This is a genomic window from Isoptericola sp. NPDC019571, from assembly GCF_044389385.1.
Lineage (GTDB): Bacteria > Actinomycetota > Actinomycetes > Actinomycetales > Cellulomonadaceae > Isoptericola > Isoptericola nanjingensis.
The window spans coordinates 427,027-451,765 of the sequence record NZ_JBIRXZ010000002.1 but is presented as its reverse complement, the minus strand read 5'-3'; the positions used below and the strand labels follow the sequence as shown (position 1 = coordinate 451,765).

Below are 24,739 nucleotides of genomic sequence, written 5' to 3'. Positions count from 1 at the left end.
GAGGTGCCGATCGACACGGGCACGGCGCGCGTCGAGCGCGACCCGGACCACCCCGACCGCGTGACGCTGCACGTCAACGGCGTGCCGAGCTCCGCCCTCGACCTCGAGGACCCCGGCTTCCTCGCCTTCGAGTACATGCAGCAGATGGCCGCCGTGCTGGCGGGGATGCCCGACGGCCCGCTGCGGGTGCTGCACCTCGGGGCGGCCGGGTGCGCCTTCGCGCGGCACGTCGAGCACGAACGACCGGACTCGCGCCAGCTGGGCGTCGACGTCGACGCCCGCCTCCTCGAGCTCGTGCGGTCGTGGTTCGCGCTGCCGCGCTCGCCCCGACTCCGGCTGCGGGCCGACGACGCCGGCCACGCCCTCGCGTCCCTGGCGCCGGGCTCGTTCGACGTCGTCGTGCGCGACGTCTTCGCGGGCGACCGCACGCCCGACCACCTGGCCGACGACGCGTTCGCCGCGGCCGCGCACCGCGTGCTGCGGCCCGGCGGCGTCCTGCTGGCGAACTGCGCGGACCGCCCCCCGCTGTCCCTCGCGCGCCGGGAGACGGCGACGCTCGCCGAGGCGTTCGGGCCCGACGCGGCGGCCGACGGCCGGCTCGGGGTCGTCGCGGAGCACGCCGTCCTCAAGGGGCGCCGGTACGGCAACGTGGTGCTCGTCGCGGTCAGGGCCGTACCCGACGACGCCCGCGACGGGTCCGGCGAAGACGCCGCCGACGAGGTCGACCTGCACGACGCCGGCCTCGCGCGCCGGCTGCGCAGCCTGCCCGTCCCGGCGCGGCTCCTCGTCGGGGGCGAGCTCCGGAAGTTCACCGGGGCCTGACCCGGCGCGGCCGAGCGGCGGGCCGAGGGACGGACTCCCCGGTCACGACGACGGCCGCGCCCCGGGCGGGGACGCGGCCGTCGTCAGGCGAGCCGGGTGCTCAGAGCGGCACGACCTGCTCCGCCTGCGGGCCCTTGGGGCCCTGGGTGATCTCGAACTCGACCCGCTGGGCCTCGTCGAGGGTGCGGTACCCCTGCGACTGGATCGCGGAGTAGTGCACGAAGACGTCGGCCCCGCCGTCGTCCTGCGCGATGAAGCCGTAGCCCTTCTCCGAGTTGAACCACTTCACAGAACCTTGCGCCATGCTGATCCTTCGACCTTCCGTCACAACGGGCACGAGCGGGCCGGGCGGCCACCCGTCGTTGCAGGCCGCACCGCCGGTTCGTGCGAAGGAGCGCCTCTGCAACGCGGTCAGTGTGGCACGGACCACACCGACGTGCCACGGATATGCCGCGGAAGCCGCGCATCGGCCATTCAGGGCGGGGCCTGCGCGATGCGTCAGTCGTCGTCCTGCCGGGCCAGGAAGCGCTCGAACTCCGCGCCGAGCTCGTCGGCCGTGGGCAGGGGGGCCTGCTCGGCCAGGAGGCTCGGCCGCCCCACCGACCTCGTGAACGCGTCGTACTGCTCCTCGAGCGCCTTGACGACGGCCTTCACCTCGCCCGACTCCCCCACCTGCTTCTCGACCTCGATGGTCGCGTCCGCCGCGGCCTCCGCGAGCCGGCCCGTCGCGAGGTCCAGGCCCGTGGCGCGCTCCACGTGCCGCAGCGCGACGACCGCCGCCGGCGCGTAGCGCGACTGCGCGAGGTAGTGCGGCACGTGCACGGTGAAGCCGATCGCGTCGTGCCCGGCCTCGCCGAGCCGGTACTCCAGCAGAGCCGCGAGCGAGCCGGGCACCCGCACGGTGCCGAAGAACGACGTGTAGTCCTCCACCAGGCCGGGACGCGTGCCGTGCGCCGTCAGCGACAGCGGCCGGGTGTGCGGCACGCCCATCGGGATGCCGTGGAAGCCGACCGTCAGGGAGACCTCGAAGCGCTCCACGAGGCCCTTCACGGCCGCGACGACCCGCTCCCACTGCAGGTCAGGCTCCGAGCCGTGCAGCAGCAGGAAGCCGGTGCCCTCGCGGTCGGCGACGTGGTCGATCGCGAGGTAGGGCTCGTCGTACGCGGACCACCGGTCGGCGTCGAACGTCATCCCGACCCGCTTCGAGCGGTAGTCGAGGAGCTGGTCGACGTCGAAGGTCACCAGGCGCGTGGTCGTCAGCTCCTCGGTGACGTGCTCCACGGCGATCTCGCCCGCGGAGCCGGCGTCGACGAACCCGTCGAGCGCGTGCAGCAGCACGGGCCCCGTGCCGACCGACGGCGCGTCGGGCCCGTGGTGGGGCAGGACGCTCTCGACGGCGGCCTCGTCGACCTCGTAGATGCTCTGCGGGTCCAGCAAGGGGTTCCTCCTCGGTTCTCCGGCTCGCGCCGGCGGGCTCGCGCCCGCACGAGTGTCAACCGCGCCCCGCCCCGGATCCTTCCCGGCCCGTGGGCCGCCGCTCCCCGGCCCGCTCAGCGGTGGGGCAGCCGCACCACCGTGACGAAGAAGTCGTCGATCTGGCGGACCACCTGGATGAACCGGTCGAAGTCGACGGGCTTCGTCACGTAGGCGTTCGCGTGCAGCGAGTAGGACCGAAGCACGTCCTCCTCCGCCTCGGAGGTCGTGAGCACGACCACGGGGATGTGCTTGAGCCGCTCGTCCGCCTTGACCGCCGCGAGCACCTCGCGGCCGTCCATGCGGGGCAGGTTGAGGTCCAGCAGGATGAGGTCCGGCGTCGGCGCCTGGGCGTGCTCGCCCTCCTTGCGCAGGAACGCCATCGCGCTCACGCCGTCCGCCACGACGGACAACCGGTTGGCGACCTTGTGCTCCTCGAACGCCTCGCGGGTCATGAGCACGTCGCCCGGGTCGTCCTCGACGAGGAGGACCTCGATACCCGTCTGCTGGTCCGTCATGCCCGCTCCCTCGTGGTCGAACGCCCGGTCGGGGCGCGCCCCTGCCGTACCTTCTGCAGCATCGTCGCAGGTCAGCGACGTCTGCCGAGCCTAACCGACGATGACGTCGGTCGCCTCGTCACGGTCCGGGAGGGTCCACCGCACCGACGTCCCGCCGCCGGTGGCCGGCTCCAGCCAGACCCGCCCGCCGTGGTGCTCGACCACCCGCTTGACCAGCGCGAGCCCGATGCCGGTGCCCGAGTAGACGTCCTTGGGGTGCAGCCGCTGGAAGATGACGAAGACGCGCTCGGCGTACTGCGGGTCGATGCCGATGCCGTTGTCGGTGCAGGACAGCTCCCAGCCGGGCTCCGGCCCCTCGACCCGCCGCGCCGACAGGTGCACGCGCGGCGGACGGCCAGGGTCCCGGAACTTCACGGCGTTCCCGACGACGTTCGCCAGCAGCATCGTCAGCAGCGCCTTCTCCCCCCGGACGACGGGCAGCGGGTCGTGCGTGACCTCCGCGCCCGCCTCGACGATCCGGCGCTCCTGGTCGTGCCGCACCTGCTCGAGCGCCCGCTCGAGGTCGACGTCCTCGGGCTCGCTGCCGGAGCGCCCCACGCGCGAGAAGCTCAGGAGGTCCTGGATGAGCCGCTGCATGCGGCGCGCGCCGTCGACGGCGAAGGCGATGTACTGGTCGGCCCGCTCGTCCAGCTGCTCCCCGTACCGCTTCTGGAGCAGCTGGGTGAAGCTCGCCACCTTGCGCAGCGGCTCCTGCAGGTCGTGCGAGGCCACGTAGGCGAACTGCTCGAGGTCGCGGTTCGAGCGCTCCAGCTCCTGGTTGGAGCGGGCCAGCTCGCGCGCCTGCTCGGCGAGCTGGGCGTGCGCGCGCTCCGTCTCGCCGTGCGACGCGCGCACCTCGGCCACCTGCTGCACCAGCTCGCGGCGCATGTGCTCGACGTCGGCCGCGAGCGCCGCGACCTCGCCGGTGCCCTCGACCCGGATCTCGTGCTCGTGCTCCCCCGTGCTGGCGGCCCGCACCGAGTCCGCGAGCCGAGCCAGGGGCCGCGTCACGCCCCGCTGCAGCGCGCGCCACATGAACAGGCCCATGACCACCACGAGCAGGACGAGCACGATCACCACGACGAGCAGGGTGAGGTTCCACGCGTGGGCCGCGTCCATCGCCTCGTCGCCGGCGCCCACCCGCAGCAGCACCAGCGAGCGCTGGATCGCGACGAGCGCGACGGCGAGCGCGAGCAGCAGCACCGCGCCGACGATGAGCAGCAGCCGCAGGACGACGTCGTGCAGCGGGCGCTCGCGCCTCACGGGCGCGCCCACTCGGCCGAGTCCGCGAGGGTCGAGGACCGCTCCCCCAGGTAGGGCGTGTCGTGCCCGGTCCACCCGACGACGAGCAGCGCCGCGTCGTCGGTGAGCGGGCCGCCGTGCAGCGCGCGCACGCGTCGCAGCACGCGCTCGACCACGCCGACGATGCCCTGCCGCTCGAGGTCGTCGCGCACCAGCTCGTGCAGCCCGGACTGCCCGAGGCGCGGCACCCGGCGCCGCAACGGACCCACGCGCGTGGGTCGCTCGCCGTGCAGCGCGACGAGCCCGAGCGCGTCCTTGCCCAGGCCGTCCAGCACCGGCTCCGCCGCCGCGTCGGGGACGCCGCCGTGCCGCACCTCCGCCTCCACGAGCCCGTCGGTGTAGAGCATGAGCGCAAAAGGGCCGTCGAGCGCGATCCGCCGCGGTTCCCACCCGCCGTCGACGGGGACGCCGAGCGCCCGCCCCCGACCGGTGGGCGGTAGCAGCTCGCAGCGCAGGTCCCCGACCGGCCCGGTGATGAGCAGCGGCGGCAGGTGGCCCGCCAGGTAGAGGTCGATCCCGGAACGGTCGGGGGCGACGACCACCTGACAGAGGGTCACGAAGACCTCCGGCCGTGCCCGCTCGGTGAGCAGCACGCGCTCCAGGTGCTCGAGGATGCGCTCGGGCGGCGTGCCGGTGAGGACGAGGGTGCGCCAGGCGGTGCGCAGGGTCGCCCCGAGCGCCGCCTCGTCGGGGCCGTGGCCGGCGACGTCGCCCACGACGGACAGCACGGACCCGTCCGGCCGCTCCACGGTGTCGAAGAAGTCGCCGCCGAGCAGGCCGCCGCCGCCCGGCAGGTAGCCGACCATCACCGAGACGCGCTCGTCGCCGACGAGGGGCTTCGGCAGCAGGGCCCGCTCGAGCCGCGCGGTCTCCTCGGCCCGCACCGCGCTGCGGTAGAGCGCACGCTGCTGTGCCGCGGACCGGCGCCGCTGGAGCGCGTAGCGCAGCGACCTGCCGAGGAGCCCCGAGTCCGTCTCGCCCTTGACGAGGTAGTCGTCGGCCCCCGCGGCCACCGCCTGCAACCCCTGGTCGCCGCCGGTCAGGCCCGTGAGCACCACGAGGGCGGGCACGTCGTGGACGCGCTCGGCGACCTCGCGCAGCCGCGACACCGCCGTCAGCCCGACGGCGTCCGGCAGCCCGAGGTCGAGCAGGACGCAGTCGACCCCCGGTGCGCCGCCGGGCCGGGAGAGGGCGTCCACGGCCTCCGCCACGGACCGGGCGCGCCGCAGCACGACCGTGACCTCGGCGTCCTCGAGCAGCTCGGTGACGAGCAGCGCGTCCCCGTCGTCGTCCTCCACCAGGAGGACAGTGGCGGCCGCGTCCTCGGCGGGTCCGTCGGACCCGGATCGCAGGACGTCGCCGCTGCTCATGGGCCTGATCCTAGCCCCGGCCCTCCGCTCCGGGCAGGTGTCCGGGGCCCGGCGCGTCGCCGCCCGGCGCCGGACGGTGCCCGCGGGCGGCCCCGGCATCTGCAATGATGGTCCGCCGCCGGGGCCGCACCGTCGTCAGAGCGCGGCCCGAAGGACGCTGGGGAGGATGCGTGGCAGGCAGGCAGGACGAGCTGGCACGCGAGCAGGAGGTCGTCGACGGCCTCTACGCCCGACTGGACGAGCTGCGACGCGCGACGCGCGACCGGCTCGCGGAGGTCCGGCGCTCGGGGCCGTCGGGGTCGCCGCAGAACCGGAGCGAGCGGGACGCCTTCGCCACCCTCTACGAGGACCGCGTGGCCCAGCTCGACGCCGTCGAGGACCGGCTCGCGTTCGGTCGCCTCGACCTCGACGACGGCGACACCAGGTACGTGGGACGCCTGGGTCTCGCGGACGCCGAGCACCGGTCGCTGCTCACGGACTGGCGGGCGCCGGCCGCGACGCCGTTCTACCGGGCGACCGCCCTCCACCCCGCCGGGGTCCGCCGTCGCCGGCACCTCGTGACGACCGGACGCGCGGTCACCGGGCTCGAGGACGAGGTGCTCGACCTCGACGCCCTGGCGGACGGCGCCGAGGGCGGCGACGGCTCCCTCGCCGCGTCGACCCTCTCCGGCGAGGGCGCCCTCCTCGCCTCGCTGGCCGCGCGCCGCACGGGTCGGATGACCGACATCGTCGCGACGATCCAGTCCGAGCAGGACCGCATCATCCGTGCCGAGCTCGCCGGCGCGCTCGTCGTGCAGGGCGGCCCCGGCACGGGCAAGACCGCCGTCGCCCTGCACCGCGCCGCGTACCTCCTGTACGCGCACCGTCGCGTGCTCGAGCGCAGCGGCGTCCTCCTCGTGGGCCCGAGCCGCGCCTTCCTCCGGTACATCGACCAGGTGCTGCCCTCGCTCGGCGAGACCGGCGTCGTCGCGACCACCGTGGGCGAGCTGCTGCCCGGCGTCCGGGCCGACCTGGCCGACACCCCCGCCGCCACCGAGATCAAGGGGCGTCTGGTGTGGCGCGACGTCGTGCGCCGCGCCGTGCGCGCCCGCGAGCGCGTCCCGGAGCGCGACGTCCGCTTCCGGCTCGAGGGGTACGACCTCGTCGTGCGCCGCCGCGACGTGCGCGACGCGATCGGCCGCGCGCGCCGGACGCACAAACCGCACAACGAGGCCCGCGCCGCCTTCGTGCGCGACATGCTCGCGCGCCTCGTGGACCAGTACCGCGCCGCGGCCGACACCGAGCTCGCCCCCGAGGACGTCGCGATGGTCACCGAGGACCTGCGCTCCCACCGGGACGTGCGGGTCGCCCTCAACCTCGCCTGGTTCCCGATCAGCCCCGAGAAGCTCGTCGCCGACCTCTTCGCCAAGCCGCACCGGCTGGCGGAGGCCGCGCCCGAGCTGTCCGCGAGCGAGCGAGCGGCCCTCCGGCGCGACCCGGACGCACCGTGGACCGAGGCCGACGTCCCCCTGCTCGACGAGGCCGCCGAGCTGCTCGGCGAGGACGACTCGATCGCCAGGGCCGAGGCCCGGGCGCGCGCCGCCGAGCGCGCCGCGGAGCTGGAGTACGCCCGGTCCGTGCTCGAGTCCACCGGCGCGGGCGGCGGCCTGGTGGACGCCGAGACGCTGGCCTCCCGGTTCGAGTCCACCGGGCCGCGGCTGACGACCGCGGAGCGCGCCGCGGAGGACCGGACCTGGACGTACGGCCACGTGGTCGTCGACGAGGCGCAGGAGCTCTCCCCCATGGCGTGGCGGATGCTGGTGCGCCGCGTGCCCACGCGCTCGATGACGATCGTCGGGGACGTCGCGCAGACGTCGTCGCCCGCGGGCGCCCGGTCGTGGGCCCGTGCGCTGGACCCGGTGCTCGGCGACTCCTGGCGCCTGGAGGAGCTGACGGTCTCCTACCGCACCCCGGCCGCGGTCGCGGACGCCGCGCAGCGGATGGCCGCGGAGGCCGCGCTCCCCGTCTCGCCGCTCACCGCCGCCCGGCAGGTCGACGGCGCGCTGGAGCTCACGCGGGTCACGCCGTCGGGTCCCGCGCGTCCGGTGCTGGTCCAGGAGGTCGTGGACCACGCCGTCTCCCTCGCGGGCGAGTTCGTCGGTTCCGACGGCGCCGGACGGGTGGCGGTGGTGGCCGCGGCCGACCAGGTCGAGGCGATCCGGGTCGCCGTCGAGTCCGCCCTGCCCGACGCCCTCGGGCCGGACGAGGGCGCGCGCCTGCTCGCCCAGCGCCCGGAGGACGCCCAGGTGAGCGTGCTCGACCCGCGCGCGGCCAAGGGGCTGGAGTTCGACGCCGTCGTGCTGGTCGAGCCGGCGGCCGTCGCGGAGGGTCCGGGCGGGGCGTCGGACCTGTACGTCGCGATGACGCGCCCCACCCAGCGCCTCGTCGTCGTGCACGAGCGTGCCCTCCCCGCCGGCATCGTGGAGCTCGTCGCGGCGTGACGCAGGAGGTGGCACCGGACATCGCCACCGGACATGGCACCGCAACGGTGAGACGCGTTTGTCGGCGCGGGCCCGCACGGCGCACCATGGCCTCGTGCTGCGAGCCCTCCTTCTCGAGAACGTCCACCCCGTCGCTGCCCAGAATCTTCGTGATGCGGGCATCGAGGTCGTCACGCGCCCCGGCGCGCTCGACGAGTCCGAGCTGATCGAGTCCCTCGCGGACTTCCAGATCCTCGGCATCCGGTCCAAGACCACCGTCACCCGCAAGGTCCTGGAGAGCGTCCCCGGCCTGCAGGCCGTCGGCACCTTCTCCATCGGCACCAACCAGATCGACCTCGAGGCCGCCGCGGCCCACGGCGTGGCCGTGTTCAACGCGCCCTACTCGAACACGCGCTCCGTCGTCGAGCTCGCGATCTCGGAGATCATCGCCCTGACGCGCCGCCTCACGGTGCGCGACAAGGCGCTGCACGACGGTGTCTGGGACAAGACGGCGGAGGGCTCGCACGAGGTGCGGGGCCGCACACTGGGCATCATCGGCTACGGGAACATCGGCTCCCAGCTGTCGGTGCTCGCCGAGAACCTCGGCATGCGGGTGGTCTTCTACGACACCGCCGAGAAGCTCGCCCTCGGCAACGCGCACCGCGTCGAGACCATCGAGGAGCTGCTCGCCGAGGCCGACGCCGTGACGATCCACGTGGACGGGCGGGCGGGCAACGCCGGCCTCTTCGGGGCGGACCTGTTCGCCGGCATGAAGCCCGGCGCGATCTTCCTCAACCTGTCGCGCGGCTTCGTCGTGGACGTCGAGGCGCTGCGGGAGCACATCCTCTCCGGGCACCTCGGCGGCGCGGCCGTCGACGTCTTCCCGACCGAGCCGAAGAAGCGCGGCGACGGCTTCACGTCGCCCCTGCGCGGCCTGCCGAACGTCATCCTCACCCCGCACGTCGGCGGCTCGACGGAGGAGGCCCAGGAGGCGATCGGCGAGTTCGTGTCCAAGAAGCTGCGCGACTTCGTGGCGACCGGGTCCACGACGCTGTCCGTGAACCTCCCGAACCTCCAGCTCGCGCACACGGGCGTCGGCCGCATCATGCTGCTGCACCGCAACGTGCCCGGCGTCCTCGCCCGCGTGAACCAGGTCTTCGCCGACCACGGCGCCAACATCGAGGCGCAGATGCTCGCGACGCGCGGCGAGATCGGCTATGTGGTGACCGACATCTCGGACGTCACCCAGCGCGGCGCGTCGGCCAAGCTGCAGGCCATGGACTCGACGATCCGCCTCCGCATCCGCGACGCGTTCGAGCGGCCCGAGTTCCCGCCGGGGCCCGCCGCCGGCTGACACCCACCCGGCACCGCACGGCGCCCGCGCCGCACGCGCGAAGGGCGGCCCCGGTTCCCCGGGGCCGCCCTTCGCGCGTCGGTCGGTGCTCAGCCCGACTTGCGGCGGAACATCTTCTGCACGGGCCCGGTCGTCTCCGAGCCGTGCACCTGGCCGGTGTTGCCGTCCTTGCCGGCGGTCGGGTGGCTGGCGGCGTTCTTCTTCTCCAGCGCCTCCCGGAAGCGCGCCTTCGTGTCCTCGGAGGGCTTCGCCCTGGAGTCGTCCGTCATCGCGGTCACCTCGTCGTCCGTCGGGGTGGGTGTGCTCGCGCGGCGGGGCCACGCAGCACCTGGTGCCGTCCAGCATGCCCCGGGCCGTCACCCGGCGCCAGGGCATTTCGCCCGGACCGGGCGACCCGGGCGTCAGGCGGTCGTGTTTCCGCTCCCGGCGGTGGCGCGCTCGTCCCGCTCCGCCCGCAGCGAGGTGATCGCCGACTCGAAGTCCTCGAGGGACTCGAACGACTGGTAGACGCTGGCGAAGCGCAGATAGGCGACCTCGTCCAGCTCGCGCAGCGGCCCGAGGATCGCCAGGCCGACCTCGTTCGCCTCGATCTCCGGCCGGCCGGAGGCGCGCAGGGTCTCCTCGACCTTTTGCGCGAGGACGGCGAGGTCGTCGGCGCTCACCGGCCGGCCCTGGCAGGCCTTGCGCACACCCGCTACCACCTTGTCCCGGCTGAACGGCTCGGTCACCCCGGAGCGCTTGGCCACCGACAGGCTGGCCGTCTCGATCGTGGTGAACCGGCGCTGGCACGCGGGGCACTGACGCCGGCGACGGATGGACGAGCCGTCGTCGGAGGTGCGCGAGTCGACGACTCGCGAGTCCGCGTGGCGGCAGAACGGGCAGTGCATCGCTGGTCTCCTGCGCTCGGCTCCGGACCGGCGCCCGGCTGCCCGACAAGGTAAGCGGCGGGCGACCGTCCGCGCAAGCAGGATCCCCCGCGGCGGGGGCCGATCCTCGTGGTCAGTCCAGCGGGAGCACCACGACCTGCCCGGTCTGGAGCTCCGCCGACGTCAGCCCGTTGAGGTCGCGGAGCTCGGCGACCACGTCGCGCAGGTCCTCGCCCGTGTCACGCACCTGCTGCGCGTACTGCCAGAGGGTGTCGCCGGGCGCCACCGTCTGGAGCCGGACCTCGACGCCCGTGCCCGGCGACTCGGCGACGGCGCGCTGGCCGAACAGGCCCGCTCCCACGAGCACGAGGAGCACGAGGGCCGCGACCACCACCCGGCCCCTGCGGGTGAGCCGGAGCCCTCCGAGCCCGAGGAAACCGTGCGCGTCGCTGGTGCTGAGTGCGTTCTGCATCGTCCTGCCTCCGGTCCACGCGGTGCCGCCCGAGGCGGCCGCTTCGTCGAACGTCTGTTCGTCGAACACCTGTACGTCGAACTGCTGTACTAGGTGTACCACGTCCCGGCGACACGGTCGAGGCCCGATCGAACAGATGTTTGATGTCGGGCCGGAACTGGCTTAGAGTGGCCGACAGCGCGATGGAAGGTTTGTCGGATTTCATCGGCCCGCCCACGGGCCGCGCCCTGCAGGACGGAGAACGCGATGACCAGCGGACGGGACCAGGCCCCGGCGTCCACGACGACGGCGACGCCATGGGCTGCCCAGGACGAGACCCTCGACGGCGCGGCCACGACGACGGCCGGCGCCTCGACGACCGCGCTGGCGTCGGTGAGCGAGCTCTCGCCGTCGTCCGACCGCCTCACGCCCCGCCAGCGGCGCGTGCTCGAGACCATCCGCAGCTCCGTCGAGGCACGCGGCTACCCGCCGACCATGCGCGAGATCGGCGAGGCCGTGGGCCTGGCGAGCCCGTCCTCGGTCAAGCACCAGCTCACCACGCTCGAGCGCAAGGGCTACCTGCGCCGCGACCCCAACCGGCCGCGCGCGATCGAGGTCGTCGACCCCGAGGCGCCCGCCATCGACAGGTCGGCGCCCGAGGCAGACCCCGCCCCGGGGTACGTGGCAGGGTCGCTCGCCGCGTCCGACGCGCAGCCGGCCCAGGCCCCGTCCTACGTCCCGCTGGTCGGCAGGATCGCCGCCGGAGGCCCCATCCTCGCGGAGCAGGTCGTCGAGGACGTCTTCCCGCTCCCGCGGCAGGTCGTCGGCGACGGCGACCTGTTCCTGCTCAAGGTCGCGGGCGACTCGATGGTCGACGCCGCGATCTGCGACGGCGACTGGGTGGTCGTGCGCAGCCAGCCCGTCGCCGAGAACGGCGAGGTCGTCGCCGCGATGATCGACGGCGAGGCCACGGTCAAGACCTTCAAGCAGGCCGACGGGCACACCTGGCTGCTGCCGCAGAACGCCGCCTACTCCCCCATCCCGGGCGACGAGGCGCAGGTGCTCGGCCGGGTCGTGGCGGTGCTCCGCAGCCTCTGAGCACCGCCGGTGCGGCCCCGGGCCGTCAGAACCCGAGGCGCTGCTGCACGGCCCGCATGCTCTCGGCCGACGCGCGCAGCCCGGCGACCTCGTCGTCCGACAGCGGGGTGTCGATCGTCTCTGCCACGCCCCGGCGGCCGACGAGCGACGGTACCGACAGGCAGACGTCGCTGATGCCGTAGAAGTCGTCCAGGCGCGAGGACACGTTCATCACGCGGTGCTCGTCGTTGAGCACCGCCTCGATGATCCGGGTGGCCGCCAGGCCTACCGCGTAGTTGGTGGCCCCCTTGCCGGCGATGACGCGGTAGGCGGACTCCACGACGTCGGTCGCGATGCGCCGCCGGGCAGCCTCGTCCAGGGGCGGGTGCCCCCGGAACGGCCGCCAGTCCAGGAGGGGCACGCCGGCGATCGTCGCGGAGCTCCACAGCACGATCTCCGAGTCGCCGTGCTCGCCCGCGATGTTCGCGTGCACGTTCCCGACCGCCACCCCGCAGTGGCGGGCCAGCGCGTCGCGCAGCCGCGACGAGTCGAGGACGGTCCCGCTGCCGAACACCCGCCCCCGGGGCAGGCCGCTGATCTCCTGCGCGGCGTAGGTGACGACGTCGACCGGGTTGGTGACCATGAGGAACACGGCGTCCGGGGCCACCTCGAGGAGGCCCGGCAGGATGGACCGCGTGAGGCCGACCGTCGCCTCGGCCAGGTCGAGGCGGCTCTGTCCGGGCTTCTGCTTGGCCCCCGCCGTCACCGCGACGATGTCGGCGCCGCGGCAGACCTCCACGTCGTCCGAGCCGTCGATCTCGGCCTGAGGGATGAACATGCCCCCGTGCCGGAGGTCGAGCACCTCGGCCTCGACCTTCGCGCGGTTGACGTCCAGGAGGGCGACGGACCGGGCCGCGCCCCGGGCCAGCGCCGCGTACGCGAGGGTGGAGCCCACCGCGCCCGCTCCGACGATCGCGAGCTTGGTCGTCCTGCGTGTCTCGTCCACGGCCCCACGCTAGGTGTCGAGGCGCCGGAGCGCAGCGCGGACGAGTTCCCCGTCCGTGGTCGGCCAGAAGTCGGGCATGGAGCGGGTGAGGAAGGACCCGTAGCGGGCGGTCGCGAGGCGCGGGTCGAGCACGGCCACGACGCCGCGATCCTCGCCCGTGCGCACGAGCCGGCCGGCGCCCTGCGCGAGGAGCAGCGCAGCGTGCGTGGCTGAGACCTGCATGAACCCGTTGCCGCCCGCCTGCTCCACCGACCGGGCCCGCGCCGCCTTCACCGGGTCGTCCGGGCGCGGGAACGGGATCCTGTCCACGAGCACCAGCTGGCAGTTCGGGCCCGGGACGTCGACGCCCTGCCACAGCGAGAGGGTGCCGAAGAGGCAGGTCGCGGGATCGTCGGCGAACGCCTTCACGAGGGTCGGGAGCTGGTCGTCGCCCTGGCACAGCACGGGGACGTCCAGCCGCTCGCGCATCGCCTCCGCGGCGGCCGTCGCCGCCCGGCGGGAGGAGAACAGCCCGAGCGTCCTCCCCCCAGCGGCCTCGATCAGCCCGGCGATCTCGTCGAGCTGGGCATCGGTCGTCGGCTCACGTCCGGGCGCCGGCAGGTGCCGCGCCACGTACAGGATCCCCTGGCGCGGGTAGTCGAACGGGCTGCCGACGTCGAGCCCCGCCCAGTCCGCGGTCTCGTCGGAGCCCCCCGAGCCCGCCAGGCCGAGCGACCGCGCGACCGGGTCGAAGGTGCCGCCGAGGGTGAGCGTCGCCGAGGTGAACACGCCGGTCGCCTCGCCCAGCAGGTGCGTGCGGATCAGCCCCGCCACCGCGAGCGGCGCGGCATGCAGCCGCGTCACGCCGTCGCCCGCCCACGGCGCGTTCTCCGGCGGGCGCGAGCACCACAGCACGTCCGCCGTCGTGTCCTCCGCCGCCATCCTCTCGGCGACCTCGAAGAGCTGCAGGACGGCGGACTGCGCCATCTTCGTGCCGGCGTCCGGCGCCTCCTGCCCCTTCCCCGCGCCCTGGGGCTTGAGCCGGGTGAGAAGCTCGCGCGCCGCGTCGCGCACGGCGCCCACCGCGGCGCGCAGGTCGTCGGGGAGGCCGAGGGGGAACCGCTCCGCGGGCGCCGTGGCGAGCAGGTTGCCCAGGCGCTGCGACGCGGCGTCGAGCGCCTCGGTCTCGGTGCCGCCGTGCCGACGCGCGAGGCGTGCGGCGTGCTCCACCACCGTCAGGGAGAGGTCGACGGTGGCTGCCGCCGTCACGCGCTCGGCGAGCTCGTGCGCCTCGTCGACGACGACGGCGTCGTGCTCGGGCAGCACGCCCGGGTTCCCCGAGACGGCGATGCCGAGCATCGCGTGGTTGGTGACGACGACGTCCGCGTCCCGGGCCGCCGCGCGCGCCCGCTCGGGGAAGCACTCCGCCAGGAGCGGGCAACGCTGCCCCAGGCACTCCAGCGCGGTGACGGACACCTGGCGCCAGGCCTTGTCGGGGACCCCGGGCACGAGGTCGTCCCGGTCGCCCGTGTCGGTCTCGTCGGCCCAGGCGTGCAGCCGGCGCACGTGGTCGGCCAGCGTCGCGGTGTCGTCGGCGCGCCCGCCGCGTCCGCGGGGGCCGGGCGGCGCCGGGTGCTGCTCGGCGGCCGCGCCCTCGCCGGGGCCGGGGTCGGCCGGGAGGTCGAAGAGCGTCGCGCCCTCGACCGGGTAGCCCCCGGTCACCTTGTGCTTGCACAGGTAGTTGTGCCAGCCCTTGAGCAGCGCGACCTTGGGAGGGCGGGGCAGCTTCGGCCCCACCGTCTCGGCGACCAGCGGCAGGTCGCGCGTGACCACCTGGCGCTGCAGCGCCAGGGTCGCGGTGGAGACGATGACGCGCCTGCCGTCGACGACCGCGTGCCGCACCGCCGGGACGAGGTACGCGAGCGACTTGCCCGTCCCGGTGCCCGCCTGCACCAGCAGGTGCCGGCCCTCGTCGACGGCCTCGGCCACCGCCTCCGCCATGCGGCGCTGACCCTCCCGCCGTCCGCCGCCGAGGGCCCCCACCGCCAGGTCGAGGAGCTGGGGGGCGTCGGGGGCGTCGGCGGAGGTCACCCGTCGATCCTAGGGCGCCCCGCTGACCGTCCGGGGCGCCGCCCACAGTCGGGTCGACGACCGGTGGGCGGCGACCACGGCGGGCGGTCAGCCCCCGACGGCGGCGGCCTTGAGCTCGGCCGCGAGAGCCTCGTCCACGCGACCCCGCAGGCGGGTGCCCTCGGCCAGGTGCTCCTCGGCGACCGACCCGCCGGCCTCGTGCACGCGGTGGACCAGGTCGCCGCGTGAGTACGGGACGACCAGGTCGATCTCGACGTGCGGCTGGGGCAGCTCGGCCGCGATGAGCTCCCGCAGCTCGGCCATGCCCTCGCCGGAGTGCGCGGACACGACGACGCTGCGCCGCTCGCGACGCTGCACCCGGCCGACGACGGCCGGGTCGGCGACGTCGGCCTTGTTGAGCACGACGACCTCGGGCACGTCCGCGATCCCCGGGATCTCGGCGAGCACCTCGCGCACCGCGGCGATCTGGCCCTCGGGGTCCGGATGGGAGGCGTCGACCACGTGCAGCAGCAGCGCGGCGTCGCCCACCTCCTCGAGCGTGGACCGGAACGCCTCGACGAGCTGGTGCGGCAGGTGCCGCACGAACCCGACGGTGTCCGTGAAGGTGTACGGCCGGCCGTCCTCCGTGCGGGCCCTGCGGACGGTCGGGTCCAGCGTCGCGAACAGGGCGTTCTCGACGAGGACGCCCGCGTCGGTGAGCGCGTTGAGCAGCGACGACTTCCCGGCGTTGGTGTAGCCGGCGATCGCCACGTTCGGCACGCCGTGCCGCTTGCGGTCCAGACGCTTGGTCTCGCGCCCGGGCGCCATGGCGGCGATCTCGCGGCGCAGCTTGGCCATCCGGTTGCGGATCCGGCGCCGGTCCAGCTCGATCTTCGTCTCGCCGGGGCCGCGGGATCCCATGCCGGCGCCCTGGCCGCCCACCTGGCCACCGGCCTGGCGGGACATCGAGTCGCCCCAGCCGCGAAGGCGCGGCAGGAGGTACTCGAGCTGGGCGAGCTCGACCTGGGCCTTGCCCTCCCGCGACTTGGCGTGCTGGGCGAAGATGTCGAGGATCAGCGCGGTGCGGTCGACCACCTTGACCTTGACGATGTCCTCCAGCGCGCGGCGCTGCGACGGGGCCAGCTCGGTGTCGGCCACCACGGTGTCGGCGCCGACGGACGCGACGACGTCGGCGAGCTCGGCCGCCTTGCCGGACCCGAGGTACGTGCCCGGGTCGGGCTTCTGACGACGCTGCAGCAGCCCGTCGAGCACCTGCGAGCCCGCGGTCTCGGCGAGCGCGGCGAGCTCGCGCAGCGAGACCTCCGCCTCGCGGGCCGCGGCCTCGCCGCCGGAGTACAGGCCGACGAGCACCACGCGCTCCAGGCGGAGCTGGCGGTACTCGACCTCGGTGACGTCCTCGAGCTCGGTGGAGAGCCCCGCGACGCGGCGGAGCGAGATGCGCTCCTCGAGGTCGAGCTGGTCGCCGTCGTGGGCGGTGTGCACCGTGGCGCCCTCGGACCGCGCCGTCCCGGCCCGTGCGAGCACCCGGGCGACGACGTCCTGCGCGATCGCCTGGGCGTCGCGCTCGGCCTCGCGGCGCGCGTCCGCCGAGGTCTCGGCGCCGGAGGCCCCGGCGGTCTCGTCGGCCTGCGGGGTCTCGGGGTTGGTCGGGTGGGTCAAGGTGTGCCTCTCGGGTCGGGGTCGGCGGTCCGGCCGCCGTACGAGTACAACAAGGGTCCCACGCGAGACAGTCCCGGTGGAGAGTTTTTCCCGCGCGGGCCCGTCCGGCAGTTCTGCGGGTCGGGCGCCGGAGACGACGCCGGAGGCGACGCCCGGGACCTAGGATCGCGGGGTGAGCGAGCAGCCCGACCACTACTTCACCGCGCAGCCGGCCTCCGCCGCCGAGCGCCGTCGCGCCGTCGTCGAGCTCGCCGGCCGGGAGGTCGAGGTGGACGTCGCCTCCGGCGTCTTCTCCCCCGGCGGCGTCGACAAGGGGACGCGCGTGCTGCTGCGCGAGGTGCCCGCCCCGCCCGCCTCCGGCGACCTGCTCGACCTCGGCTGCGGCTGGGGACCCCTCGCCCTCACGATGGCGCTCGCGTCCCCCGGGGCGACCGTCTGGGCGGTGGACGTCAACGAGCGTGCGCTCGACCTGCTCCGCTCGACCGCGGCGCGCCTCGGGCTGGAGAACGTCCGCGCCGTGCGCGCCGAGGACGTGCCGGACGGCGTGCGGTTCGCCGCGATCTGGTCGAACCCCCCCATCCGCGTCGGCAAGGCCGTGCTGCACGACCTGCTGCGCGCCTGGCTCCCCAGGCTGTCCCCGGACGCCGCGGCGTGGCTCGTGGTGCAGAAGAACCTGGGATCCGACTCGCTGGCGCGCTGGATCGAGGCCGAGCTGGGCCGCGGCGTCGAGCGGGCGTCGTCGTCCAAGGGCTTCCGCGTGCTCCGCGTCGACTGACCCGCGACGCCGCCGTTGCTCAGAGCTCCCCGAGCTCCGTCTCGCCGCTGAACACCAGCTCCGCCGGGCCGGCGAGCTCCACGTGCCCGCCGTCGAGCAGCCGCACCCGGACGAGCCCGCCGGGCACCTCGACCTCCCAGATGTCCGGCACGGGGCCGTCGGCGCCAGCCACGGCCCACGCGCGCACCGCGAGCGCCGCGGCGCACGCCCCCGTGCCGCAGGACTGCGTCTCCCCCACCCCGCGCTCGTGCACGCGCATCCGCACGTGCCCGACCGCCCGCCCGTCGGGGTCCACCGTCTCGGCGAGGGGCACGACGAGCTCCACGTTCGTGCCCTCGGGGGGCAGGGGGTCGACCTCGGGCGCGCGGGTCAGGTCGGCCTCGGCGAGCTCCGACGGCCGCGCGAGGGCGACGACGGTGTGAGGATTGCCCATGTCGACGCTCAGCGCCGGGCGCGGGGCGTCCCAGCCCCGCACGAGGACGGCGGCGTCGGCGCCGCGCGTCGCGGCCTCCTGCCCGCCGGGCAGCGCCCAGGGACCCATGTCCACGGCGTACCAGCCGCCGGGCTCCTTGCGGACCCGGCGCACGCCGGCGCGGGTGCCGAGCGCGAGCTCCTGCCCGTCCTCGAGGTCCGCGAGGCCGAGCTGCTCGGCGAACGCGGTGAAGACGCGCACGCCGTTGCCGCACATCTGGGCGACGGAACCGTCGGCGTTGCGGTAGTCCATGAACCAGATGGCCGCGGGCTCCTCGGCGAGCACACGGTCGGCGACCGCCTCGCCGGCGCGCGCGACGGCCGCGGTCGGCGCGAGCCGGATGACGCCGTCACCGCCGATCCCGCCGCGTCGGTCGGCCAGGCGCCGCACCTGGTCCGGGGTCAGGTCGAGGTCCCCCCGCGTGTCGGCCAGCAGCACGAAGTCGTTCTGGGTGCCGTGACCCTTGGTGAAGCGCAGCGTCATGAGCCCAGACTACGGCGCACGGGCCCCGTCCCGGGCTCCGGCAGCCGCCCGGCGTCGGCGGCGCGCACCACCGCGAGCGCCTCGTCGAGCAGGTCGGGCGAGCCCGCGTCGAGCCAGCGCACCCGCGGGTCCCGGCCGAACCAGCCCATCTGCTTGCGCGCCAGACGACGGGTGTTCGCGACGATCGCCTCGCGCGCGGCCTCGAGCGTGAGCTCGCCGCGCCAGCACGCGAGCAGCTCCGCGTAGCCGACCGCGCGGGCCGCCGTCGTGCCCAGGCCCGCGCCCGTCCCGCCCTGCTCGGCCGAGGCGAGCGACCGCACCTCCTCGACGAGGCCCTCCGCCCACATCCGCTCGACCCGGCCCGCCACGCGGGCGTCGAGCACCTCGCGGTCGCAGTCGAGCCCGATCTGCACGGCCGGGCGGACGTGCTCCTGGCGGGGCAGGTTGGCGGTGTACGGGCGGCCGGTGAGCTCGATGACCTCGAGCGCACGCACGATCCGGCGCGTGTTGTGCGGGCCGATCGACGCCGCGGCGTCGGCGTCGAGACGGGCGAGCTCGTCGTGCAGGGCGCGGCGCCCCTCGCGCTCGGCGCGGTCCTCGAGCCGGGCCCGGACGGCCGCGTCGGTGCCCGGGAAGTCCATGTGGTCGAGCAGCGCGCGCACGTACAGGCCGGAGCCCCCGACGACGACGACGCGCGCCCCGCGGCCCGCGATCGCGTCCAGGTCGGCGCGCGCCGCGCTCTGGTACCGCGCCACGGACGCGTCCTCGAGCGGGTCCAGGACGTCGAGCTGGTGGTGCACGATCCCGCGCCGATCGCCGACCGGAACCTTCGCCGTCCCGACGTCCATGCCGCGGTAGAGCTGGAACGCGTCCGCGTTGACGATCTCGGCGTCGGCGGTCCCCCGCACGGCGCCCTGCGCGCCGGCTCCGGACGGCGACAGGGCCTGCGCCAGGTCGAGCGCCAGGTCGGACTTCCCCGTCGCCGTCGGGCCGACGACGGCGACGACCACGGCCGCGCCGGACCCGCCCCCGCACGCGCTCTCGGACGGGCTCGCGGTGGGGTCGGGTGCGCTCACGCCCACGACCCTAGCCCGCCGTCCGAGGGCTGTCGGACCGGCTGGTTAGGGTGTCCTTCGCCACCCACCGAGCCCGGCGCGACGACGTGTGCGCCCCGGCTCCCGCACAGGACGAGGACCCATGGCCTTCTTCACCAAGCCCACCGTCGCGGCGACCGCCGCCCCCGCCCCGCTCACCCGGGACCGGCTCGAGGCGCTGATGACGCGCCGCGAGTGGTACTTCGGCATCGACGACGACGGCGACCTCGGCGGGGTCTGGGACGAGAACACGTTCTACTTCCTGCTCGTGGGCGAGCCGGCCGGGATCCTGCAGATCCGCGGCCGATGGAGCCGCACCCTCCCGGTCTCCGAGCTGGGGACGCTCACCGCGCTCCTCAACGAGTGGAACGTGGGGCGCATCTGGCCCAAGGTCTTCGCGCGCCCGGAGGACGACGGGTCGGCCGTCGTCGTGTACGCCGAGGTGGCCACCGACCTGCGCAGCGGCGCGAACGACGAGCAGCTCGAGCGGATCGTCGACTGCGGTCTCGCCACGGGGCTGTCCTTCTTCGAGATGCTGGACGAGCGCTACCCGGCGGCCGACGGCGCGCAGGGGGCGGATCAGGAGGCCGCACGCCCCGCGGCGGGCGACGCGCGGTGACCAGCGGCACCGACGCCTTCCAGGTCGACCTGCGCGGCCTGGTCGAGCTGCTGAGCCGGCACCTGTACTCGAGCCCCCGCGTCTACCTGCGCGAGCTGCTGCAGAACGGCGTCGACGCGATCACCGCGCGCCGCGCCCTGGACGCCGACGCGCCCTCGCGCGTGCTGCTGCGCCCGCTGGACGACGGCGGTCTCGAGGTGCACGACACGGGCGTCGGCCTCACCGCCGACGAGGCCCGCGACCTGCTGGCCACCATCGGGCGCAGCTCGAAGCGCGACGCCGGGCCCGCCGACCCGGCCGACCCGCTCGCCGGGGCTCTCGGCACGGGGTTCGGGGGCGGGCGCGAGGAGTTCCTCGGCCAGTTCGGGATCGGCCTGCTGTCGGCGTTCATGGTCGCCGACGAGATCGACCTCGTGTCGCGCTCCGCGCGAGACCCGGAGGCGCCGCCGGTCCGCTGGCGCGGCTATGCCGACGGCGGGTACGAGCTCACCGAGCTCGACCCCGAGGACCCCTCGGCTCCCGGCGAGCCCGGGAGCGTCGTCCGGCTGCGCCCGCTGCGCGACGCGGAGCACTGGCTCGAGCCCGACACCGTGGCGGCCCTCGCCGCCGACTTCGGCGGGCTGCTGCCCGTGGACGTGTCGGTCGAGGTGCGCCTGGACGACGGTGGCACGGTCAGGCGCCGCCTCAGCGGCGGCGAGCTGCCCTGGCGCGCGACCCATGCGGACGACGCCGAGCGCGCGCGGGCGCTGGCGGCGTACTGCGAGCGCACCCTCGGCTTCACGCCGCTGGCCCACATCGACCTCGACCTGCCGGTCGCCGGGCTCACCGGGGTCGCGTTCGTGCTCCCCGCCGCCGTGGCCCCCACGACCGCCGCGCACCACCGGGTGTCGCTCAAGCGCATGCTGCTCGGCACGGGCGTCGAGAGCCTCCTGCCCGAGTGGGCGTTCTTCGTCCGCTGCGTCGTCGACGCGTCCGCCCTGCGGCCGACGGCGTCGCGCGAGGGGTTGTTCGAGGACGACGTCCTGTTCGCCACCCGCGAGGCGCTCGGCGAGCAGGTCCGCGCCTGGGCCCTCGAGACGCTGGCCGAGCCGTCGCCGCTGGCCCGGTCGTTCCTGTCCACGCACCACCTCGCCGTCCGCGCCCTGGCGGTGCAGGACGACGCCATGCTCGACCTGGCCGCCCGCGTGCTGCCGTTCGAGACGACCGTCGGCACGCGCACCCTCGCGGACCTGGCCGAGCCCGCCGACGGAGGGGCGCCCGCCCGGGTGCTGTGGACCACCAGCGTCGAGGAGTACCGCCGGGTGGCCGCGGTCGCCGCGGCGCAGGGCCTGCCGGTGCTCAACGCGGGGTACGTGTACGACGCCGACCTGCTCGCCCGCGTCGCCCGGCGACGGCCGGGGTGGCGCCTCTCCCCCGTGGCGCCGGGCGACCTCGAGGCCGTGCTGGGCGAGGTGGAGCCGCTGCGCGAGCTCGAGGTGACCGACGCGCTCGCCGCCCTCGGCGACGACCTCGCCGACCAGGACTGCGACGTCCAGCTGCGGGTCTTCTCGCCGTCCGAGGTGCCCGCGATGCTGCTCACCGACCGGGACGGCGAGCACGCCCGCCAGACCCGCGAGGCCGCCGCCCCCGTCGGCGACGCCACGGACGTCTGGGGCTCCGTCCTCGCCGGCCTCGCCGGCCCGGCCCGCGCCCGCCGGCTCGTGCTGAACGACGCCAACCCGACGGTCCGCGCGCTGCTCGCGGCCGACGACGCCCCCGTCCGCGCGGCGGGCGCCCGGTCGCTGTACGTGACCGCCCTGCTCGCGTCCGGCCGGCCGCTGGCCGGCGCCGAGGCGAGCCTGCTCGACCACGCCCTGCGCACGCTGCTCGAGCGTGCCCTGCCCGACGCCCGCACCACCGAGCCCCGCACCACCGAGCCCCGCACCACCGAGCCCCGCACCACCGAGCCCCGCACCACCGAGCCCCGCACCACCGAGCCCCGCACCACCGACACCGAGGACGACGCCCGATGACCCGCACCCTGGACGAGGCGAACCGCGCCGTCTCGACGATCATGAGCATGCCGTACGGCGTCGCGCGCAGCGCTGCCGCGGAGCAGGAGGCCGCACGTATCACCGCGGAGGGCCCGGACGAGGCCCGCGCGTACGCCCTCTTCGCGCTGGTCGACTCCTACACCTCGACGCCCGAGGCCGAGAAGGCGTTCCTGCCGTTCACCCAGCTCCTGCGCTGGTGGGACGCGCACCCGGAGCTGTTCGACGGCAGCGACACCCACTCGCTGTTCTGGTCGTTCAAGTGGATGGTGGGCCTGCTCGCGCGGTTCCCCTCCGTCCCGACCGCACAGCTCGACGCGACGCTCGACGACATGGAGCGCCGCTACGCGCTCGCCGGGAACGGGACCAGCGCGGTGGCCGGCGAGCGGTTCGCCTGGCTGCGCGCCCAGGGCGCCCCCGGCACCGAGGAGGCCTACCGGACCTGGATCACCACGCCCCGCGACTCCTTCTCGGACTGCGCCGCCTGCCTGCCCGCCGGCCAGGCGGAGTACCTCGCCGAGACCGGCCGCGTCCGTGAGGCGGCCGACGTCGTGAGCGCCGCCGTCGCGTCGGGCGCCACCTGCGGCGACGAGCCCGCGGGGATGGAGTCCCTGCTGCAGCTGCTCCTGCTGGACCTGGGCGACGCCGCGGGCGCCGCGGCCGCGCACCGCAGCGCGATGAGCCACCTCGACGCCGCGGTGTCGAAGGAGATCGCCACCTCCCGCCACGTGGAGTTCCTCGCGCGGACCGGGCACCCGGAGCGCGCCCTGCGGCTCCTGCACGCCTCCCCCGAGCACCTCACGGTGTCCGACTCGCCGGGCGAGCGCCTCGCCGTGCTCACCCACGTCGCGGTCGCCACGGGCGTGCTGCGCGAGACGCACGCCGAGACGCCCGTCGAGCTCGCGGGGGTACCGGCGCGCACGGTCGCCGAGCTGGACGCGTGGGCCCGCGGCGAGCTCACGCCGGTCGCCCGCGCCTTCGACGCCCGGCACGGCACCGACCGGCACGCCCGCCTGCTCGACGCCGCGTGGGAGCGGCAGTCGCGCCGGCTCCCCGTCGAGCTCGGGGTGCTCGCCGCCGCCGAGCGCACGGCCGCCGCGACCGGCCCCCTCCCCGGCCCGGCGCCCGACGTGCTGACCGACGAGCTGCCCGTGTCGCTCGCGGGCGCGGACGCGGGCTCCCCCGCCGGCGTCGACCTCGCCGGCGTGACGGACCCGCGCGACGACGCCGACCCGGTCGGCGCCGCTCTCGCGCGGGCGGAGCTCGAGCCCGACCCGGTCGAGGCCTCCGCGGCCTACCTCACCGCCGCTCGCGTGGCCGAGGAGGCCGGGCGGCTCGAGGACGCCGGCTTCGCCCTGGCCGAGGCCGCGCAGGTGGCCGCCGCCCTGGGCGACGACGAGGGCGCGGTGCCCGCGTTCGGGCGGGCGGTCGGCCTGCTCCGGGCCGCGGGGACCGACCCCGCCTACGTCGGCCCCGTGGTCCGGGCCGCCGCCGCGGCCCAGGCTCGCGCCGGCGACGTCGACGCCGCCCTCGCCGCGGTCGAGCGGGTGCTCGGGGGCGTCGTGCGCCCCACGGTCGGCGCGCCCGCGGCTCCGACGCCCGCGCTGTCGGAGGACCTCGCGACCCGCCGCGCCGCGTTCGCCGCCGCCGAGGAGCGGCAGCTGCGCGACGTGCGCGCCCGCCTCCTCGCGACCGCGGGGCAGCACGCCGAGGCGGCGCGCCAGGCGGAGACGGTGGCCGAGGAGTTCGGTCGTGCCGGCCTGCCCTTCGACGCCGCCCACGCGTTCTGGCTGGCGGGCAGCGCGCTCCGGGCCGCGGGCGACGCCACCGCGGCGGTCGACCCGCTGCGGGCCGCGTTGGAGGGTCTCGCGGCGGTGGGCGCACGGGCGGACCTGGCCGCCGTCGCGGACGAGCTCGTCGGGACGCTCCGGGGTCTGGGTCGCGCCGAGGAGGCCGACGCCGTCGCCTCATCGCTCGTGCCCTGACGCGCGGCGGCCGTCGCGCGACGCCGGTCGCGCCGGGCCGGTGACGCGAGGCGACCCGCCGACCGCCGGACCGGTCGACGGGTCAGCCCGCGCGTCCCTCGGCGACCCCGTAGGACGGCGGCAGGTGATCGTGGCCGCCGGGGACGGTCGTCACGCACCACGACCACCGGCCCGGCGCCACGGCGGCGTCCAGCAGGGCCGAGACCGCCGGCGCGAGGAGCACCGGGCAGCCGGCTCCCCGGTGGGACGCCGGACCGGGCTCCGGATCGGGCGCAGGGTCCGGCACCGCCGCGGCGCCCGGGGTCCCGGGCGCGGCACCCCCCGCGACGACGACCGCGGGCGCGCGATGCAGCGCGGCGACCGCCTCGGCCGGCGCCTCGGCGGCGTCGGACACCTCGAGCACGACGACGTCGGGCGGTCCGCCGTGTCCCGCTCGCCGCAACGAGGCGCGCAGCGCGAGCAGCGCCACCGACGCCGGGACGTGCGCGGGACGGGCCGACGCCGGGTCCGCCCGGGCCCACGCGGCGACCTCGGGCACCCAGCGGTCGGCGACGCCCGCCCCCGCGAGGGACGGCCGCCTCCGGCCGAAGCCGCCTCTCGCCCCCCGAGGCGCGGCCGCCAGCACCACGAGAGGTGCGTCACCGTCCCGGCGCGTCGTCGCCGGGGTGACGGACGCGGCCACCAGCCGGTCGAGGGCCGCGGCCACCGCGACGCGGACGTCACCGAGGCGGTCGGCGCCGCCGCCGGCACCGGGCACGAGCAGGGACGTTCCTGGGAGGACGACGGCGCGGGCTGGCACGCGCCCAACCTACCCT

22 protein-coding genes are annotated in these 24,739 nt (G+C 75.8%); 8 read left to right on the top strand and 14 right to left on the bottom strand.

Annotated elements, in window-relative coordinates; translation table 11 throughout:
* Positions 1-3: 3 nt before the first annotated feature.
* Positions 4-822 carry a spermidine synthase gene (locus tag ACH443_RS05410; RefSeq protein WP_430589680.1) on the top strand — a complete coding sequence of 273 codons (819 nt, stop codon included), beginning with the start codon at positions 4-6 and terminating at the stop codon, positions 820-822.
* 100 nt (positions 823-922) lie between these two features.
* Here ACH443_RS05410 and ACH443_RS05405 read toward each other — a convergent pair whose 3' ends face one another.
* From ACH443_RS05405 to ACH443_RS05385, 5 genes are all read right to left on the bottom strand, one after another.
* Positions 923-1,126: a cold-shock protein gene (locus ACH443_RS05405; protein ID WP_429762195.1), complete on the bottom strand. Its 204-nt coding sequence runs from the start codon at positions 1,124-1,126 to the stop codon at positions 923-925.
* A gap of 194 nt (positions 1,127-1,320) precedes the next feature.
* Complete coding sequence (locus ACH443_RS05400) at positions 1,321-2,259, bottom strand: proteasome assembly chaperone family protein (protein ID WP_429762196.1); 939 nt, start codon at positions 2,257-2,259, stop codon at positions 1,321-1,323.
* Between the two features lie 113 nt (positions 2,260-2,372).
* Positions 2,373-2,813 (bottom strand): response regulator, encoded by a 441-nt coding sequence (locus ACH443_RS05395; protein WP_429762197.1) that lies wholly within the window; start codon positions 2,811-2,813, stop codon positions 2,373-2,375.
* A gap of 90 nt (positions 2,814-2,903) precedes the next feature.
* Entirely contained in the window at positions 2,904-4,115 is a 1,212-nt protein-coding gene (locus ACH443_RS05390; protein ID WP_430589679.1) for an ATP-binding protein, read from the bottom strand.
* A complete protein-coding gene (locus ACH443_RS05385; protein ID WP_430589678.1) occupies positions 4,112-5,524 on the bottom strand; it encodes a PP2C family protein-serine/threonine phosphatase in 1,413 nt (470 codons plus the stop codon). The genes ACH443_RS05390 and ACH443_RS05385 overlap by 4 nt, the downstream gene beginning before the upstream one ends.
* 170 nt (positions 5,525-5,694) lie before the next feature.
* Between ACH443_RS05385 and ACH443_RS05380 the strand changes: the two genes are divergently transcribed.
* Positions 5,695-8,004, top strand: a complete 2,310-nt coding sequence (locus tag ACH443_RS05380) for a HelD family protein (protein ID WP_429762200.1) — start codon at positions 5,695-5,697, stop codon at positions 8,002-8,004.
* 94 nt (positions 8,005-8,098) lie between these two features.
* On the top strand, positions 8,099-9,337 hold the full coding sequence (gene serA / locus ACH443_RS05375) for a phosphoglycerate dehydrogenase (protein ID WP_430557183.1): 1,239 nt from the start codon (positions 8,099-8,101) through the stop codon (positions 9,335-9,337).
* Between the two features lie 89 nt (positions 9,338-9,426).
* Here the strand turns inward: serA and ACH443_RS05370 are convergent, their stop codons facing one another.
* From ACH443_RS05370 to ACH443_RS05360, 3 genes are all read right to left on the bottom strand, one after another.
* Positions 9,427-9,606 carry a DUF5302 domain-containing protein gene (locus ACH443_RS05370; protein ID WP_429762202.1) on the bottom strand — a complete coding sequence of 60 codons (180 nt, stop codon included), beginning with the start codon at positions 9,604-9,606 and terminating at the stop codon, positions 9,427-9,429.
* Between the two features lie 132 nt (positions 9,607-9,738).
* Positions 9,739-10,224, bottom strand: a complete 486-nt coding sequence (gene nrdR / locus ACH443_RS05365; RefSeq protein ID WP_430589677.1) for a transcriptional regulator NrdR — start codon at positions 10,222-10,224, stop codon at positions 9,739-9,741.
* 112 nt (positions 10,225-10,336) lie between these two features.
* Entirely contained in the window at positions 10,337-10,675 is a 339-nt protein-coding gene (locus ACH443_RS05360) for a LysM peptidoglycan-binding domain-containing protein (RefSeq protein WP_430589676.1), read from the bottom strand.
* 246 nt (positions 10,676-10,921) lie between these two features.
* Here ACH443_RS05360 and lexA point away from each other — a divergent pair, with 246 nt between their 5' ends.
* Positions 10,922-11,752 carry a transcriptional repressor LexA gene (lexA, locus tag ACH443_RS05355; RefSeq protein WP_430589675.1) on the top strand — a complete coding sequence of 277 codons (831 nt, stop codon included), beginning with the start codon at positions 10,922-10,924 and terminating at the stop codon, positions 11,750-11,752.
* A 25-nt stretch (positions 11,753-11,777) separates the two neighbouring features.
* Here the strand turns inward: lexA and ACH443_RS05350 are convergent, their stop codons facing one another.
* The 3 genes from ACH443_RS05350 to hflX all read right to left on the bottom strand — a co-directional run bounded on the left by ACH443_RS05350 (position 11,778) and on the right by hflX (position 16,466).
* Positions 11,778-12,737, bottom strand: a complete 960-nt coding sequence (locus ACH443_RS05350; protein ID WP_429762206.1) for an L-lactate dehydrogenase — start codon at positions 12,735-12,737, stop codon at positions 11,778-11,780.
* A 9-nt stretch (positions 12,738-12,746) separates the two neighbouring features.
* A complete protein-coding gene (locus tag ACH443_RS05345) occupies positions 12,747-14,807 on the bottom strand; it encodes an ATP-dependent DNA helicase (RefSeq protein WP_430589674.1) in 2,061 nt (686 codons plus the stop codon).
* An 87-nt stretch (positions 14,808-14,894) separates the two neighbouring features.
* A complete protein-coding gene (gene hflX, locus ACH443_RS05340; protein WP_430589673.1) occupies positions 14,895-16,466 on the bottom strand; it encodes a GTPase HflX in 1,572 nt (523 codons plus the stop codon).
* A gap of 172 nt (positions 16,467-16,638) precedes the next feature.
* On the opposite strand from hflX, the gene ACH443_RS05335 reads away from it, so the two are divergent.
* Positions 16,639-17,241, top strand: a complete 603-nt coding sequence (locus ACH443_RS05335) for a class I SAM-dependent methyltransferase (RefSeq protein ID WP_429762209.1) — start codon at positions 16,639-16,641, stop codon at positions 17,239-17,241.
* A gap of 19 nt (positions 17,242-17,260) precedes the next feature.
* Here the strand turns inward: ACH443_RS05335 and dapF are convergent, their stop codons facing one another.
* On the bottom strand, positions 17,261-18,196 hold the full coding sequence (gene dapF / locus ACH443_RS05330) for a diaminopimelate epimerase (protein ID WP_429762210.1): 936 nt from the start codon (positions 18,194-18,196) through the stop codon (positions 17,261-17,263).
* On the bottom strand, positions 18,193-19,206 hold the full coding sequence (miaA, locus tag ACH443_RS05325) for a tRNA (adenosine(37)-N6)-dimethylallyltransferase MiaA (RefSeq protein WP_430589727.1): 1,014 nt from the start codon (positions 19,204-19,206) through the stop codon (positions 18,193-18,195). The genes dapF and miaA overlap by 4 nt, the downstream gene beginning before the upstream one ends.
* Positions 19,207-19,393: 187 nt before the next feature.
* On the opposite strand from miaA, the gene ACH443_RS05320 reads away from it, so the two are divergent.
* From ACH443_RS05320 to ACH443_RS05310, 3 genes are read left to right on the top strand one after another with little or no spacing between them, the layout of a single operon-like run.
* Complete coding sequence (locus ACH443_RS05320) at positions 19,394-19,909, top strand: YbjN domain-containing protein (protein WP_430589672.1); 516 nt, start codon at positions 19,394-19,396, stop codon at positions 19,907-19,909.
* Complete coding sequence (locus tag ACH443_RS05315; protein WP_430589671.1) at positions 19,906-21,921, top strand: HSP90 family protein; 2,016 nt, start codon at positions 19,906-19,908, stop codon at positions 21,919-21,921. Before ACH443_RS05320 ends, ACH443_RS05315 begins: the two co-directional genes overlap by 4 nt.
* On the top strand, positions 21,918-23,924 hold the full coding sequence (locus ACH443_RS05310; protein WP_430589670.1) for a hypothetical protein: 2,007 nt from the start codon (positions 21,918-21,920) through the stop codon (positions 23,922-23,924). Before ACH443_RS05315 ends, ACH443_RS05310 begins: the two co-directional genes overlap by 4 nt.
* 82 nt (positions 23,925-24,006) lie before the next feature.
* Here the strand turns inward: ACH443_RS05310 and ACH443_RS05305 are convergent, their stop codons facing one another.
* Positions 24,007-24,723 carry a hypothetical protein gene (locus ACH443_RS05305; protein ID WP_430557175.1) on the bottom strand — a complete coding sequence of 239 codons (717 nt, stop codon included), beginning with the start codon at positions 24,721-24,723 and terminating at the stop codon, positions 24,007-24,009.
* Positions 24,724-24,739 lie beyond the last annotated feature (16 nt).

Excerpts from the sequence above, each read along its gene's own strand:
- ACH443_RS05405 (WP_429762195.1), bottom strand. The coding sequence starts at position 1,126 with ATGGCGCAAGGTTCTGTGAAGTGGTTCAACTCGGAGAAGGGCTACGGC.
- ACH443_RS05395 (WP_429762197.1), bottom strand. The coding sequence starts at position 2,813 with ATGACGGACCAGCAGACGGGTATCGAGGTCCTCCTCGTCGAGGACGAC.
- ACH443_RS05385 (WP_430589678.1), bottom strand. The coding sequence starts at position 5,524 with ATGAGCAGCGGCGACGTCCTGCGATCCGGGTCCGACGGACCCGCCGAG.
- ACH443_RS05370 (WP_429762202.1), bottom strand. The coding sequence starts at position 9,606 with ATGACGGACGACTCCAGGGCGAAGCCCTCCGAGGACACGAAGGCGCGC.
- nrdR (WP_430589677.1), bottom strand. The coding sequence starts at position 10,224 with ATGCACTGCCCGTTCTGCCGCCACGCGGACTCGCGAGTCGTCGACTCG.
- ACH443_RS05360 (WP_430589676.1), bottom strand. The coding sequence starts at position 10,675 with ATGCAGAACGCACTCAGCACCAGCGACGCGCACGGTTTCCTCGGGCTC.
- lexA (WP_430589675.1), top strand. The coding sequence starts at position 10,922 with ATGACCAGCGGACGGGACCAGGCCCCGGCGTCCACGACGACGGCGACG.
- dapF (WP_429762210.1), bottom strand. The coding sequence starts at position 18,196 with ATGACGCTGCGCTTCACCAAGGGTCACGGCACCCAGAACGACTTCGTG.
- ACH443_RS05320 (WP_430589672.1), top strand. The coding sequence starts at position 19,394 with ATGGCCTTCTTCACCAAGCCCACCGTCGCGGCGACCGCCGCCCCCGCC.
- ACH443_RS05310 (WP_430589670.1), top strand. The coding sequence starts at position 21,918 with ATGACCCGCACCCTGGACGAGGCGAACCGCGCCGTCTCGACGATCATG.